The organism is Silvania confinis (assembly GCF_025564085.1).
Classification (GTDB): Bacteria; Pseudomonadota; Gammaproteobacteria; order Enterobacterales; family Enterobacteriaceae; genus Enterobacter; species Enterobacter confinis.
Map to the genome: position 1 here is coordinate 383,403 of NZ_JAMGZJ010000078.1, position 13,090 is coordinate 396,492.

Sequence of the window (13,090 nt, forward strand, 5' to 3'; positions counted from 1 at the left end):
CGCCACTTTTTGCTTTCAGACATAAAAAAACAGGGCCGAAGCCCTGTTTTTAAACATTTAACAAAGTGCTGTACTGATTAGAACTGGTATACCAGACCCAGAACGTAGGTGTCGTCAGTTGCCAGCTCAACGCTGCGGCTGTAGTTGTTCTCATCCAGCAGGTTGAAGCGGTATGCACCGTACACGTTCATGTTCTTGTTGAAGTAGTACCAGGTACCCACTTCTACGTATTTAACCAGGTCAGCATCGCCGCCGGTGAAGGTGCCGCGTGCTTCCAGGTCTTTACCTTTGGACTGCACGTAACCCACGGATGGACGCAGACCGAAATCGAACTGGTACTGAACTACAGCTTCGAAGTTCTGCGTTTTGTTAGCGAAGGTATCGTCGTTTTCACGAGTCATGTTGTTTGATTCGCCGTACATTACTGCAGCGTAAACGTTGTTGGCATCATACTTAGCAGAAGTTGCCCAACCTTCAGCGCGAGAACCTTTACCATCAGTTTCCTGAGCGTTAGTACGGTCAGAGTTGGTGTAAGCCGCGGTAACGTTGAAGCCTTCCAGGAAGTCATAGCCTAAAGAGTAGCTGTTGCCGTCGCCGTTCTGGCGCTCAGTGCCGTGACCGCTAACGTTTTTGCCCTGGTACTGCAGACCCAGAGACAGGCCATCAACCAGGCCGAAGAGGTTAGAGTTACGATAGGTCGCAACGCCAGTGGTACGGCAGGTCATGAAGTTGTCGGTCTGGCACAGGGTGTCGCCGCCGTATTCAACCAGCATATCGGTAGATGCCAGCGCATCATAGAACACGCCATAGTTACGGCCGTAATCGAATGAGCCGTAGTCGCCCGCTTTCAGACCTGCGAAGGCCAGACGGGTTCTGGTGTCCTGAGAACCTTCAGCTTTGCTTGCGTTCAGGTTGTATTCCCACTGGCCGTAACCGGTCAGCTGGTCGTTAACCTGAGTTTCGCCTTTGAAACCAATACGTGCATAGGAGTCGTCAGCACTGTTGCTGTCGCCGCCAGATTTGTCCCAAACGTGTTTACCAACAACTTTGCCGTACAGATCCAGCTTGTTAGCGTTTTTGTTGTAGATCTCTGCAGCGTTAGCTGCACCGGCTACCAGCAGAGCAGGGATAACCACTGCCAGGATATTGCGCTTCATCATTATTTATTACCCTCATTTGTTTTTTTATGACACTCGCCACTGCCGCCAATAAATTCTGTCAATAAATATTTCCGGAACTATTGATGAGAGTTTGGTGTCTTTATGTGTCTGACAGGCATCTTTCCATTCAAACTACCGTTTCGCTAGCCTGAAAGTGCTACAAACATCAAGAATGAGTTACAAAAAGAAAATATGTGTAACTAAGTGTGTATTTTGCGGAACTTTGTGAACTATCTCAAAGTTCAGAGTTGAGTGGCGATAATTAAACCTCCTCCTTTTCTATCTATATGAATTGCTTATCATAATTTTATCTAACACCTTTTTTTATGCCGCGAAGCATTTGCACCCGGTTTTTCTTATTGTTAAAGATGGACTTCTGGATAGCCATGTGGTTGGTGGGAAAGTATGCTAAAGCATAAGAAAAATAGTAGTCGCAATAAAAATACGGTTTATTTTTTATTCAGAGATATTTCGTGGAAACAATACGTAACAGAGGAGTGGATCTGGCGGGGTTGCACTTTAAGGATGCTGACTTTCAACTGACATTAGTTGACAGTGCAGAATAAAATAATGGCCAGCAAGTGCTGGCCATGACATCCGGTTGGGACAAATCAGAATGTAGCGCTGCGCGGGGTACGCGGGAACGGAATAACGTCACGCACGTTCTGCACGCCGGTCACATAGGCGATCAGACGCTCAAAACCGAGCCCGAAGCCTGAGTGAGGTACGGTGCCGTAACGACGTAAATCGCGATACCACCAGTAGTCCTCTTTGTTCAGGCCCATTTCAGCCATACGGGCATCCAGTACATCCAGACGCTCTTCACGCTGAGAACCCCCGATAATTTCACCGATGCCCGGCGCAAGCACGTCCATCGCCGCAACGGTTTTACCGTCTTCGTTAAGGCGCATATAGAACGCCTTAATGTCTTTCGGATAGTTTTTCACGACCACTGGCGCTTTGAAGTGCTTCTCGGCCAGGTAGCGTTCGTGCTCGGAGGAGAGGTCAACACCCCAGTAAACCGGGTTCTCGAATGTCTGACCGCAGTTTTCGAGGATCGCCACCGCATCGGTGTAGTCCACCTGCGCAAAGTCAGCCGAAACGAAACGTTCCAGACGGGAGATGGCATCGCTGTCGACGCGTTCTGCGAAGAACTTCATGTCGTCTGCGCGCTCGGTCAGGACGGCATTAAAGGCATACTTCAGCATCGCTTCTGCCAGACCTGCAACGTCGTCGAGGTTAGCAAAGGCCACTTCCGGCTCCAGCATCCAGAATTCCGCCAGGTGACGGCTGGTGTTGGAGTTCTCTGCACGGAAGGTTGGACCAAAGGTATAGACTTTGGACAGCGCGCACGCATAGGTTTCGCCGTTCAGCTGACCCGAAACGGTCAGGAAGGACTCTTTACCAAAGAAATCTTTGTCGAAGTCCACTTTGCCTTCTGGCGTGCGCGGCAGGTTTTCCAGGTCCAGCGTGGAAACGCGGAACATTTCACCCGCGCCTTCGGTATCGGAGGCGGTGATCAGCGGAGTAGAGACCCAGAAATAGCCCTGCTCGTGGAAGAAGCGATGCAGCGCCTGGGCGAGGGTATGACGCACGCGCGCGACGGCACCAATCATGTTGGTACGCGGACGCAGGTGGGCGACTTCGCGCAGATACTCAATACTGTGGCGTTTTGCCGCCATCGGATAGGTATCTGGATCTTCAACCCAGCCTGTCACTTCAATTGATGACGCCTGCAGTTCAAAGCTCTGGCCCTGACCCTGAGACGCCACAACTTTGCCGGTGACAACCACAGAACAGCCCGTCGTCAGACGCAGCACTTCCTGATTGTAATTGGGCAGAGAATTATTAATGACGGCCTGTACAGGATCAAAGCAGGAACCGTCATAGACGGCCAGGAAAGAAAAGCCAGCTTTTGAATCTCGGCGGGTACGCACCCATCCGCGCACGGTGACTTGGCTGTCAACGGCTACGCGGCCCTGGAGTACGTCGGCTACAGGCACAACGCTCATAATAGTCTCTCTATGTAGTCCAAAAATAAAATCTGTATCCCCTTCAATGGGGGATATCTATGTTACCTGGCATCTGCCATCAGACAAGCAGATTTCGCAATGATAAGGGAAGAAATAAGAAATAAATAAAAGGAAGGGAGCGCGAACGGCTCCCTTAGACGATCAACTGGCGATTTTTATCTGCGGCAGGTCGAAGGCTTTTCGCAGCGCGCGTACGAAAGCTTTGTCATGGCAAATGGTTTTGCCCGGACTGTCGGAAAGTTTCGCGACCGGCTTGCCGTTACATTCCACCAGTTTAATCACGATATTCAGTGGTTTTACCTGGGGGATATCGCAGGTCAGGCGGGTGCCAATGCCAAAACTCAGGTTAACCCGCGAGGAGAAATGCCGGTATAAGGCTACTGCTTTTGGCAGGTCCAGATTATCGGAAAAGACCAGCACTTTGCTCTGCGGGTCGATGCCCAGCTGTTGATAGTGGGCGATAGCTTTCTCACCCCACTCCTGCGGATCCCCGGAGTCATGACGCAGCCCCTGATAAACCGTGGCGAATTCCGGCCCGAAATCGCGCAGGAAGGCGTCCATGGTAATGCAGTCGGTTAAGGCGATGCCGAGCTGAGTAGGATACTCGGTTAGCCAGGCGGCGAGCGCTGCACGCTGGCTGGTGGCAAGCTCTGGGCTGATCTGCTGGTGCGCCTGGAACCATTCGTGTGCCTGGGTGCCCATTGGGGTCAGATCCAGGCGGCGGGCCAGGTCGTAATTGCTGGTGCCGACAAACCACGGCTCCTGCTGCAGACGTTCGACGATGGCCTGCTGCACCTCGCGGGAAAAACGCCGCCGGGTGCCAAAATCCATCAGATGAAAACGCGACATATCCAGCGAATCGGTCAGACGCGAGAACGCAACGAGTTTGCACTCCAGCGTTTCCAGAGCCTGCTCGACATTTGTGTCAGGCGAACGATAGCGGTGCACCAACTCGCTGATCACCGCCAGCAGCGGCACTTCCCACATGATCACTTCGCGCCACGGGCCTTCGAGGCGAATATGCAGTTTGCCATTATCGTTGGTGATGGTGACCTGACGCGGATCGTAGCGGAATTCCCGCAGCCAGTGCAGGTAATCTTCTTTAAAGAAGGGCAGGCCGGAAAGCCACTGGAATTCATCGTCACACAGGCGGAGATGCTGCATCGCATCAACCTGCTCACGGATGGCATCGGCATAGATCCCAAGCAGATCATCACCCCGGCAGCGGAACTCGGCCGCGACCTGTACGTCGTAGTATTGGTGAAAAACGGCTTGCTGCATATGCAGTTTATACGCATCGGTATCCAGCAGCGTATGCAGAACAGGAGAAGCGAATTGAGTCATAAGGCCGCAGTAGCATCCTCTCACGGAAGCGTTTAGTACAATAAACAACTATTGAAACCGCTGGAGTATACCTTGTTTAGCGATTTATTGAACCCCGATCACACCATAAGCCTGGGGGAGGGTCGAGGGCATTTTGTGCCTCATGTTATATAAATGTAGCAATTAGGGTGTTCGTACCTGAAAAGATAAACATTCTGCGTAGCGCGATCTACACAACAGGAATAGACTGGTTCGCTATTCGACATTCGACAAACGATGCAAAAGGTTTTCTATGACACAACAGCCTCAAGCCAAATACCGCCACGACTACCGTGCGCCGGATTACCTGATTAGCGATATCGATCTGACTTTTGACCTGGATGCCACTAAAACCGTTGTCACGGCGGAAAGCCAGGTGACGCGCCATAACGCCACCGCAGTGCCGCTGCGCCTGAATGGTGAGGATCTGACGTTGATTTCGGTACAGGTGAACGACCAGGCCTGGACTGACTATAAAGAAGAAGACAACCAGCTGGTGTTGGATAACCTGCCGGAACACTTTACATTGCGCATCGTTAACGAAATCAGCCCGGCCGCCAATACCGCGCTGGAAGGGCTTTACCAGTCCGGTGAAGCGCTGTGTACCCAGTGCGAAGCGGAAGGCTTCCGCCACATTACCTGGTATCTGGATCGCCCGGACGTACTGGCGCGCTTTACTACCAAAATTATCGCCGATAAAACTAAATACCCGTTCCTGCTCTCCAACGGCAACCGCGTCGGGCAGGGCGATCTGGACAATGGCCGTCACTGGGTGCAGTGGCAGGATCCGTTCCCGAAACCGTGCTACCTGTTTGCTCTGGTCGCTGGCGATTTTGACGTTCTACGCGACACCTATACCACCCGTTCTGGTCGCGACGTGGCGCTGGAGCTGTTTGTCGATCGCGGCAATCTCGATCGTGCCCCGTGGGCGATGACCTCGCTTATCAACTCCATGAAGTGGGATGAAGAGCGCTTTGGCCTCGAATACGATCTCGACATCTATATGATCGTCGCCGTCGACTTCTTTAATATGGGCGCGATGGAGAACAAAGGCCTCAACGTCTTTAACTCCAAATACGTGCTGGCGCGTACCGATACCGCTACCGATAAAGACTACCTGGATATCGAGCGGGTGATCGGTCACGAGTATTTCCACAACTGGACCGGCAACCGCGTAACCTGCCGCGACTGGTTCCAGTTGAGCCTGAAAGAGGGCTTAACCGTGTTCCGCGATCAGGAGTTCAGCTCCGATCTCGGTTCCCGTGCGGTTAACCGCATCAGTAACGTGCGCACCATGCGCGGGTTACAGTTTGCCGAAGACGCCAGCCCAATGGCGCACCCGATCCGTCCGGATAAAGTGATCGAAATGAACAACTTCTACACCCTGACGGTGTATGAGAAAGGTTCTGAAATTATCCGCATGATCCATACCCTGCTGGGTGAAGAGAACTTCCAGAAAGGGATGCAACTCTATTTTGAGCGTCATGACGGCAGCGCCGCCACCTGCGATGACTTTGTGCAGGCGATGGAAGATGCCTCCAACGTCGATCTGTCACACTTCCGCCGTTGGTACAGCCAGGCCGGTACGCCGATTGTCACCGTGAAGGATGACTACAACCCGGAAACCGAACTGTATACCCTGACCATCAGCCAGCGCACGCCGCCGACGGCTGAGCAGGAAGAGAAGCACCCGCTGCACATCCCGTTTGCGATTGAACTGTACGATAACGAAGGCCAGGTTATCCCGCTGAAAAAAGGCGGCCACCCGGTGCATAACGTCCTCAACGTGACCCAGGCCGAGCAGACGTTTGTCTTTGATAACGTTTACTTCCAGCCGGTGCCTGCGCTGCTGTGCGAATTCTCCGCGCCGGTTAAGCTGGAGTACAAGTGGAGCGATCAGCAGCTGACCTTCCTGATGCGTCACGCCCGTAACGACTTCTCGCGTTGGGATGCAGCTCAGAGCCTGCTGGCGACCTACATCAAGCTGAACGTTGCGCGTCATCAGCAGGGCCAGCCGCTGTCGTTGCCGGCTCACGTTGCCGACGCCTTCCGTGCTATTCTGCTGGATGAGAAGATCGATCCGGCGCTGGCCGCCGAAATCCTCACTCTGCCGTCGGCGACTGAAATCGCCGAGCTGTTTGATATCATCGATCCGATTGCCATTACCATCGTGCGTGAAGCCCTGACCCGTACCCTGGCGACCGAGCTGGCGGATGAGTTCCTGGCGCTTTATCACCATAACAAGCTGGATGCGTACCGCGTTGAGCATGCCGATATCGGCAAGCGCACGCTGCGTAACACCTGCCTGCGTTACCTGGCGTTTGGCGACACCGAACTTGCTAATGATCTGGTCAGCAAGCAGTACTACAGTGCGGACAACATGACCGATGCCCTGGCGGCGCTGGCGGCCAGCGTAGCGGCGGAACTGTCTTGCCGCGATGCGCTGATGCAGGCGTATGACGACAAATGGCATCAGGATGGTCTGGTGATGGACAAGTGGTTTATTCTGCAGTCCACCAGCCCGGCCACTGACGTGGTCAACACCGTTCGCAGCCTGCTCAAGCACCGTTCGTTCACCCTGAGCAACCCTAACCGCGTGCGTTCGCTGATTGGCGCCTTTGCCAGCGGCAACCCGGCTGCCTTCCACGCGGAAGACGGTAGCGGCTACCAGTTTATGGTGGAGATGCTGACGGAACTCAACAGCCGTAACCCGCAGGTGGCGTCACGTCTGATTGAGCCGCTGATCCGCCTGAAACGCTACGATGCACAACGTCAGGCGAAGATGCGTGCGGCGCTGGAGCAGCTGAAAGGGCTGGAAAATCTGTCCGGCGATCTGTACGAGAAGATCAGTAAGGCGCTGGCCTGATAAAAATGCCGGGCGGCAAGGTAAAAGCGAAAAGGCAACGTAAGTTGCCTTTTTTAATGTTTGTACCCTATCCCGGTGGGAGAGGGCCAGGGTGAGGGCATCAGCCATTTGCCATCGCTAACTGCCGCTCCGCTACCCCGCGCTTCATCACCCGATCCAACACTTCCGCTTCCAGCTCTGCCAGCCGCGCGGAACCCACACGGCGAGGGCGTGGCAGGTCAACCGTCACATCCAGCCCGATCTTACCCTCCTCAATCAACAATACTCGATCGGCCATTGCCACGGCTTCGCTGACGTCGTGCGTCACCAGTAGCACCGTAAAGCCGTGCTCCTGCCATAACGAGACAATCAGATCCTGCATTTCGATCCGCGTCAGGGCATCCAGCGCACCCAGCGGCTCATCCAGTAACAGCAAACCCGGGCGATGAATCAGTGCCCGGGCGAGAGCCACGCGCTGTTTTTGTCCGCCAGAAAGTGCCGCAGGCCATTCTTTGGCCCGGTTTTCCAGACCGACTGCGGCGAGTGCGCTGCCTGCGGCCTCGCGCCAGTTGCGTTTCAGCCCCAGGCCGACGTTATCAATCACCGTTTTCCACGGCAGCAGGCGTGCGTCCTGGAACATCAACCGGGTATCGTCCTGGATCTCGGCCAGCGGCGTATTGCCTGCCAGAATCTCGCCAGCGTTCGGTTTTTCAAGCCCGGCCAGCAGGCGCAGGAGTGTGCTCTTACCGCCGCCGCTGCGGCCCACCACCGCCACAAATTGCCCGGCGGGAATATGCAGTTCAAGTTCGTTCAGAATGGTGTTATCGCCGTAGCGTTTAGTGACGCCATTGAGCAGCAGCGGCGTCCCCTGATTTAAGCGGGCAGTATTCATGCGTGTTCCTCCTTCTTCGAGTAGGCCGGATTCCAGCGCAGCCAGCTGCGTTCGATCCACTGGGCACTGACGTCAGCCAGCTTGCCCAGTAGGGCGTAAAGAATAATGGCGACCACCACCACGTCCGTTTGCAGGAATTCGCGGGCGTTCATTGCCAGGTAGCCTATCCCTGAGTTCGCTGAAATGGTTTCCGCCACAATCAGCGTCAGCCACATCAGCCCGAGAGCGAACCGTATCCCGACCATAATGGATGGCAGTGCGCCGGGTAAAATAACGTGCAGGAACAGCGAGAAACCGGATAAACCGTAGCTGCGCGCCATCTCCACCAAACCACGGTCGATATTGCGGATGCCGTGCCAGGTATTGATATAGACCGGGAACAGCGTGCCCAGCACCACGAGGAAAATCTTGGCGGTTTCGTCGATGCCGAACCACAAAATTACCAGCGGGATCAGCGCCAGATGCGGCACGTTACGCAGCATCTGAATCGAGGTATCCAGCAGCCGTTCACCCCAGCGTGACAGACCGCTGATTAATCCCAGCGTCAGCCCAATCGATCCGCCGATAGAGAACCCGACAGCCGCACGCCAGGAGCTGATCGCCAGATGCTGCCACAGCTCGCCGCTGGAACTCAGCGCCCAGAACGCCTCTACAACGCCTTCCGGGGAGGGCAGAATGCGGCTGGACAGCCAGCCCGTTGACGAGGCGACCTGCCAGATCAGCACGATCCCGACGGGTAAAAACCAGGGCGCCATGCGCAGCAGCCATTTTTGGGCAGGTTTAGCCATGCGTCCTCCTTAGCTCTGGGCGACTTTGCGCGGGATAAAATCGTTAGCCACTGCCTCGCCCTGAAGCTGGAGCGGCTGCGGCTGCGGGATCTCGGGGATCGCAACGTCAAGATGCGGGAACAGCAGCTCGCCGACCTTGTAAGCTTCTTCGAGGTGTGGATAACCGGAAAGAATAAAGCTGTCGATCCCGAGATCGGCATATTCGTTAATCCGCGCCGCCACGGTTGGGCCATCCCCCACTAAAGCGGTGCCTGCGCCGCCGCGCACCAGCCCGACGCCAGCCCACAGGTTTGGGCTGATCTCGAGGTTTTCGCGTTTACCGTTGTGCAGCGAAGCCATCCGCTGCTGGCCGACGGAATCGGTTCTGGCAAAGGCGGCCTGCGCTTTGGCGATGGTCTCATCGTCGAGATGGGAAATCAGGCGGTCAGCGGCCTGCCAGGCTTCGTCGTTGGTTTCACGCACAATCACGTGCAGGCGAATGCCGAAGCGCACCTTACGGCCATGCGCCGCGGCTTTGGCACGCACCTGGGCGATCTTCTCTTTGACCAGCTCCGGCGGTTCACCCCAGGTGAGATACAGATCAACCTGTTCGGCGGCAAGATCCTGTGCAACGTCCGACGATCCGCCAAAATAGAGCGGGGGACGCGGCTGTTGGATCGGCGGGAAGAACAGCTTCGCATCGCGAACGTGAATATGTTTGCCCTCAAAGGTGACATTCTCCCCCTCCAGCAGACGACGCCAGACGTGGGTGAATTCTGCAGAAGCTTCGTAACGCTCGGTGTGATCTAAAAAGACGCCGTCACCCGCCAGCTCCTGCGGATCGCTGCCGGTCACCAGATTAAACAAAGCACGACCGTTCGATAAGCGATCGAGGGTGGCGGCCTGACGTGCGGCCACCGTCGGGGACGTTACGCTCGGACGCAGGGCCACCAGGAACTTCAGTCGCTGGGTCACCGGGATTAACGATGCCGCGACCAGCCATGCGTCTTCGCAGGAGCGGCCAGTGGGGATCAATACCCCGGTAAAGCCAATCCGGTCTGCTGCCTGAGCAATCTGCTGCAGATAAGCATGATCGACCGGGCGCGCACCCGTTTCGGTGCCAAGATAATGCCCATCACCGTGAGTAGGTAAAAACCAGAACAGATTCAGACTCATGACTTATCTCCTTGAGGCGCTGTGGGGTGCCAGATACGGTCGCGGATATCGATTTTTTTCGGCACCAGGCGATTGGCGTAGAACAGGTCAGCAGTTTCCTGCTGCAAAGCCGCGGTGTGGTCATCGACCGGCTTGATAATGCCCGGCGGACGGTGGTCGAGATAGCTGGCGATCACCGGCTCCGGCAGACCGAGGGTTTTCGCCAGCAGGGTGATGCTGGCCGGACGCTGGCTTTGGGTAAGGGCATCGGCCTCACTGAAGAGGTTCAGCACGCCCTGCACAAACTCACCGTTTTTTTCTGCGTAAGGACGCGCAGCAAGATAGAAGGAACCGGTCTTTTTCAGGTCTTCACCGTCTTTCAACACCTTCACGCCGCCCTGCAGCAGGGCCGCCGAGTAGTAGGGATCCCATATCGCCCAGGCGTCCACGTTGTGTTGCTGAAACGCTGCGCGGGCATCCGCCGGGGAGAGGTAAATCGGTTGGATATCTTTAAAGGTCAGGCCCGCCTGCTGGAGTGCGCGCAGGATCAGATTGTGCGCGCTGGAACCTTTCTGGAAGGCGATTTTACGGCCCTTCAGATCGGCCACGGTTTTGATTGGGCTATCTTCAGGAACCAGGATGACTTCGGCTTTGGGTTTGGGCGGTTCAGCCCCGACGTACAGCAGATCTGCCCCGGCGGCCTGGGCGAAGATTGGCGGGATATCGCCGGTGCTGCCGAGATCAATACTGCCGACGTTCAGCGCTTCCAGCATCTGCGGGCCTGCCGGGAACTCGACCCACGAAAAATGGGTGTCCGGGTAGCGTTTTTCCAGCAACTGATGGCTTTTGGCCAGCACCATGCTTACGCTACCTTTCTGATAGCCAATGCGCAGGCTCTCGGGCGTGGGTTCTGCGGCGTATGCCAGGCCAGAAAGGGCGACGAAACCCAGCAGGCTCAAACGGGCAAGGGATTTAAACATGGGCGACTCCTTTCAGATGACCAAAGGCGGGAACCTGAACGTCGCGACGGTGCAGCGCTTGCCAGAACGTCTCCAGCGCGCTGTCGAGACGGGTTTGCAGGTTCGGGGTAAAGTGCGGCTTGTGCTGGTAATCGATCACCTGTGAGTCATCGGCAAATACACCGTGCAGGATCTCCTGTGCCTTCAGGGCGCTGAGCACCGGCTTCAGGGCGTAATCCACCGCCAGTAAATGCGCCACGGTGCCGCCGGTGGCCAGCGGCAGTACCACTTTGCCCTCCAGCGCGCGCTCCGGTAGCAGATCGAGCAGGGTTTTCAGCGCACCGGAAAACGATGCTTTATAGATTGGGGTCGCCACAATCAGCCCGTCGGCGTCTTTGAGCTGCTCATTAAGAGCCTTTAGCGCCGGGCTTTCGAAGCGGGCATAGAGTAAATCTTCTGGCTCAAAGTTGTGCAGATTCCAGTGGCACACCTCCACATCCAGCGACGTGAGTTGTTCACGGGCATATTCCAGCAGGGCGCTGGAGCGTGAGGGGAATCGCGGACTTCCGGCCAGAGTGATAATGCGCATAGCTGCTCCTTATAACGAATTGTTTGCTTTTATCTAACATTGATAACATTTACAGGCAGTGTGTCACCGCGGGCTTATTCCGCTAAATGATTTATCCGCAAGAGAAATGCTAAAAAACGAATAACGCGTGGCGTGAAAAGTAAACGATTGCGTCTACAAACGATTTTTTTGCCTCAGGTCAATTCCCTTTCCGGCCGCGATCGCTGATAATTCGCCCCCGGTTTGCACACCGGGAATCCAGGAGAGTTCATGTACTACCCCTTCGTTCGTAAAGCCCTTTTCCAGCTCGATCCTGAGCGCGCTCATGAATTTACATTCCAGCAATTACGCCGTATCACAGGAACCCCACTCCAGGCGCTGGTGCGCCAGAAGGTGATGGAAAAACCTGTCACTTGTATGGGGTTGACCTTTAAAAACCCACTGGGACTGGCGGCTGGCCTGGATAAAAACGGCGAGTGTATTGATGCACTTGGCGCGATGGGTTTTGGCTCCATCGAAATCGGCACAGTCACGCCGCGTCCTCAGCCAGGTAACGACAAGCCGCGCCTGTTCCGATTGGTGGAGGCCGAAGGTCTGATCAACCGCATGGGCTTTAATAACCTCGGTGTCGATCATCTGGTCGAGAATGTGAAGAAAGCGCATTTCGACGGCATTTTGGGTATTAATATCGGCAAGAACAAAGACACCCCGGTCGAGCAGGGTAAAGATGACTATCTGATTTGTATGGAAAAAATCTACGCCTACGCCGGTTATATTGCGGTCAATATTTCATCGCCAAATACCCCGGGCCTGCGTTCGCTGCAATACGGCGAAGCGCTCGACGACTTATTAGTTGCCATCAAAAATAAGCAAAATGAACTCCAGGTTAAGCATCATAAATATGTGCCTGTGGCCGTTAAAATTGCGCCGGATCTTACTGAAGAAGAGTTGGTGCAGGTGGCCGACAGTTTAGTGCGTCATAATATTGATGGGGTTATTGCCACCAATACTACGCTCGATCGTACGCTTGTTCAGGGGATGAAACATTGCGATGAAATGGGTGGTCTGAGCGGGCGACCGGTACAATTAAAAAGCACCGAAATTATTCGCCGTCTGTCAGTTGAATTAAATAGTCGCCTGCCGATTATTGGCGTGGGTGGTATCGACTCGGTTGTGGCTGCTCGCGAGAAAATGGCTGCGGGGGCGTCGCTGGTGCAGATTTACTCTGGCTTTATTTTTAAAGGTCCACCGCTGATCAAAGAAATCGTTAACCATCTCTGATCTCTCGCTAATAGCAACCAGGGCTTTATTTCCGGCTCTGGTTGTTTTATATTCCGTGATTGTTGCTA

At 55.0% G+C, this 13,090-nt stretch carries 10 protein-coding genes; 2 read left to right on the forward strand and 8 right to left on the reverse strand.

The features are described 5' to 3' along the window. Window positions 1-77 precede the first annotated feature (77 nt). The 3 genes from M8013_RS19555 to pncB form a co-directional block, all read right to left on the reverse strand. The gene (locus M8013_RS19555; RefSeq protein WP_271269438.1) at window positions 78-1,160 is read right to left on the reverse strand and encodes a porin; all 1,083 of its coding nucleotides are present in this window, start codon (window positions 1,158-1,160) and stop codon (window positions 78-80) included. Between the two features lie 611 nt (window positions 1,161-1,771). Continuing rightward, entirely contained in the window at window positions 1,772-3,172 is a 1,401-nt protein-coding gene (gene asnS / locus M8013_RS19560) for an asparagine--tRNA ligase (RefSeq protein ID WP_271269439.1), read from the reverse strand. Between the two features lie 162 nt (window positions 3,173-3,334). Continuing rightward, on the reverse strand, window positions 3,335-4,537 hold the full coding sequence (pncB, locus tag M8013_RS19565) for a nicotinate phosphoribosyltransferase (RefSeq protein ID WP_271269440.1): 1,203 nt from the start codon (window positions 4,535-4,537) through the stop codon (window positions 3,335-3,337). A 271-nt stretch (window positions 4,538-4,808) separates the two neighbouring features. Between pncB and pepN the strand changes: the two genes are divergently transcribed. Then, window positions 4,809-7,421, forward strand: a complete 2,613-nt coding sequence (gene pepN / locus M8013_RS19570) for an aminopeptidase N (RefSeq protein ID WP_271269441.1) — start codon at window positions 4,809-4,811, stop codon at window positions 7,419-7,421. 100 nt (window positions 7,422-7,521) lie between these two features. Here the strand turns inward: pepN and ssuB are convergent, their stop codons facing one another. The 5 genes from ssuB to ssuE are packed head-to-tail and all read right to left on the reverse strand — an operon-like array spanning window position 7,522 to window position 11,762. Continuing rightward, on the reverse strand, window positions 7,522-8,292 hold the full coding sequence (gene ssuB, locus M8013_RS19575; protein ID WP_271269442.1) for an aliphatic sulfonates ABC transporter ATP-binding protein: 771 nt from the start codon (window positions 8,290-8,292) through the stop codon (window positions 7,522-7,524). Beyond that, window positions 8,289-9,080, reverse strand: a complete 792-nt coding sequence (ssuC, locus tag M8013_RS19580) for an aliphatic sulfonate ABC transporter permease SsuC (protein ID WP_271269443.1) — start codon at window positions 9,078-9,080, stop codon at window positions 8,289-8,291. The genes ssuB and ssuC overlap by 4 nt, the downstream gene beginning before the upstream one ends. A 9-nt stretch (window positions 9,081-9,089) precedes the next feature. Further along, window positions 9,090-10,235, reverse strand: a complete 1,146-nt coding sequence (gene ssuD, locus M8013_RS19585; RefSeq protein WP_271269444.1) for an FMNH2-dependent alkanesulfonate monooxygenase — start codon at window positions 10,233-10,235, stop codon at window positions 9,090-9,092. Further along, on the reverse strand, window positions 10,232-11,194 hold the full coding sequence (locus M8013_RS19590) for a sulfonate ABC transporter substrate-binding protein (RefSeq protein ID WP_271269445.1): 963 nt from the start codon (window positions 11,192-11,194) through the stop codon (window positions 10,232-10,234). Before M8013_RS19590 ends, ssuD begins: the two co-directional genes overlap by 4 nt. Then, window positions 11,187-11,762 (reverse strand): NADPH-dependent FMN reductase, encoded by a 576-nt coding sequence (ssuE, locus tag M8013_RS19595; RefSeq protein ID WP_271269446.1) that lies wholly within the window; start codon window positions 11,760-11,762, stop codon window positions 11,187-11,189. The genes M8013_RS19590 and ssuE overlap by 8 nt, the downstream gene beginning before the upstream one ends. Before the next feature lie 249 nt (window positions 11,763-12,011). On the opposite strand from ssuE, the gene pyrD reads away from it, so the two are divergent. Further along, window positions 12,012-13,022, forward strand: a complete 1,011-nt coding sequence (gene pyrD / locus M8013_RS19600; RefSeq protein ID WP_271269447.1) for a quinone-dependent dihydroorotate dehydrogenase — start codon at window positions 12,012-12,014, stop codon at window positions 13,020-13,022. Window positions 13,023-13,090 lie beyond the last annotated feature (68 nt).

Bases quoted from the DNA above. Each gene is read 5' to 3' on its own strand.
- asnS (WP_271269439.1), bottom strand. From the start codon at position 3,172: ATGAGCGTTGTGCCTGTAGCCGACGTACTCCAGGGCCGCGTAGCCGTT.
- pncB (WP_271269440.1), bottom strand. From the start codon at position 4,537: ATGACTCAATTCGCTTCTCCTGTTCTGCATACGCTGCTGGATACCGAT.
- ssuC (WP_271269443.1), bottom strand. From the start codon at position 9,080: ATGGCTAAACCTGCCCAAAAATGGCTGCTGCGCATGGCGCCCTGGTTT.
- pyrD (WP_271269447.1), top strand. From the start codon at position 12,012: ATGTACTACCCCTTCGTTCGTAAAGCCCTTTTCCAGCTCGATCCTGAG.
- M8013_RS19555 (WP_271269438.1), bottom strand. From the start codon at position 1,160: ATGATGAAGCGCAATATCCTGGCAGTGGTTATCCCTGCTCTGCTGGTA.
- ssuE (WP_271269446.1), bottom strand. From the start codon at position 11,762: ATGCGCATTATCACTCTGGCCGGAAGTCCGCGATTCCCCTCACGCTCC.
- M8013_RS19590 (WP_271269445.1), bottom strand. From the start codon at position 11,194: ATGTTTAAATCCCTTGCCCGTTTGAGCCTGCTGGGTTTCGTCGCCCTT.
- ssuB (WP_271269442.1), bottom strand. From the start codon at position 8,292: ATGAATACTGCCCGCTTAAATCAGGGGACGCCGCTGCTGCTCAATGGC.
- pepN (WP_271269441.1), top strand. From the start codon at position 4,809: ATGACACAACAGCCTCAAGCCAAATACCGCCACGACTACCGTGCGCCG.
- ssuD (WP_271269444.1), bottom strand. From the start codon at position 10,235: ATGAGTCTGAATCTGTTCTGGTTTTTACCTACTCACGGTGATGGGCAT.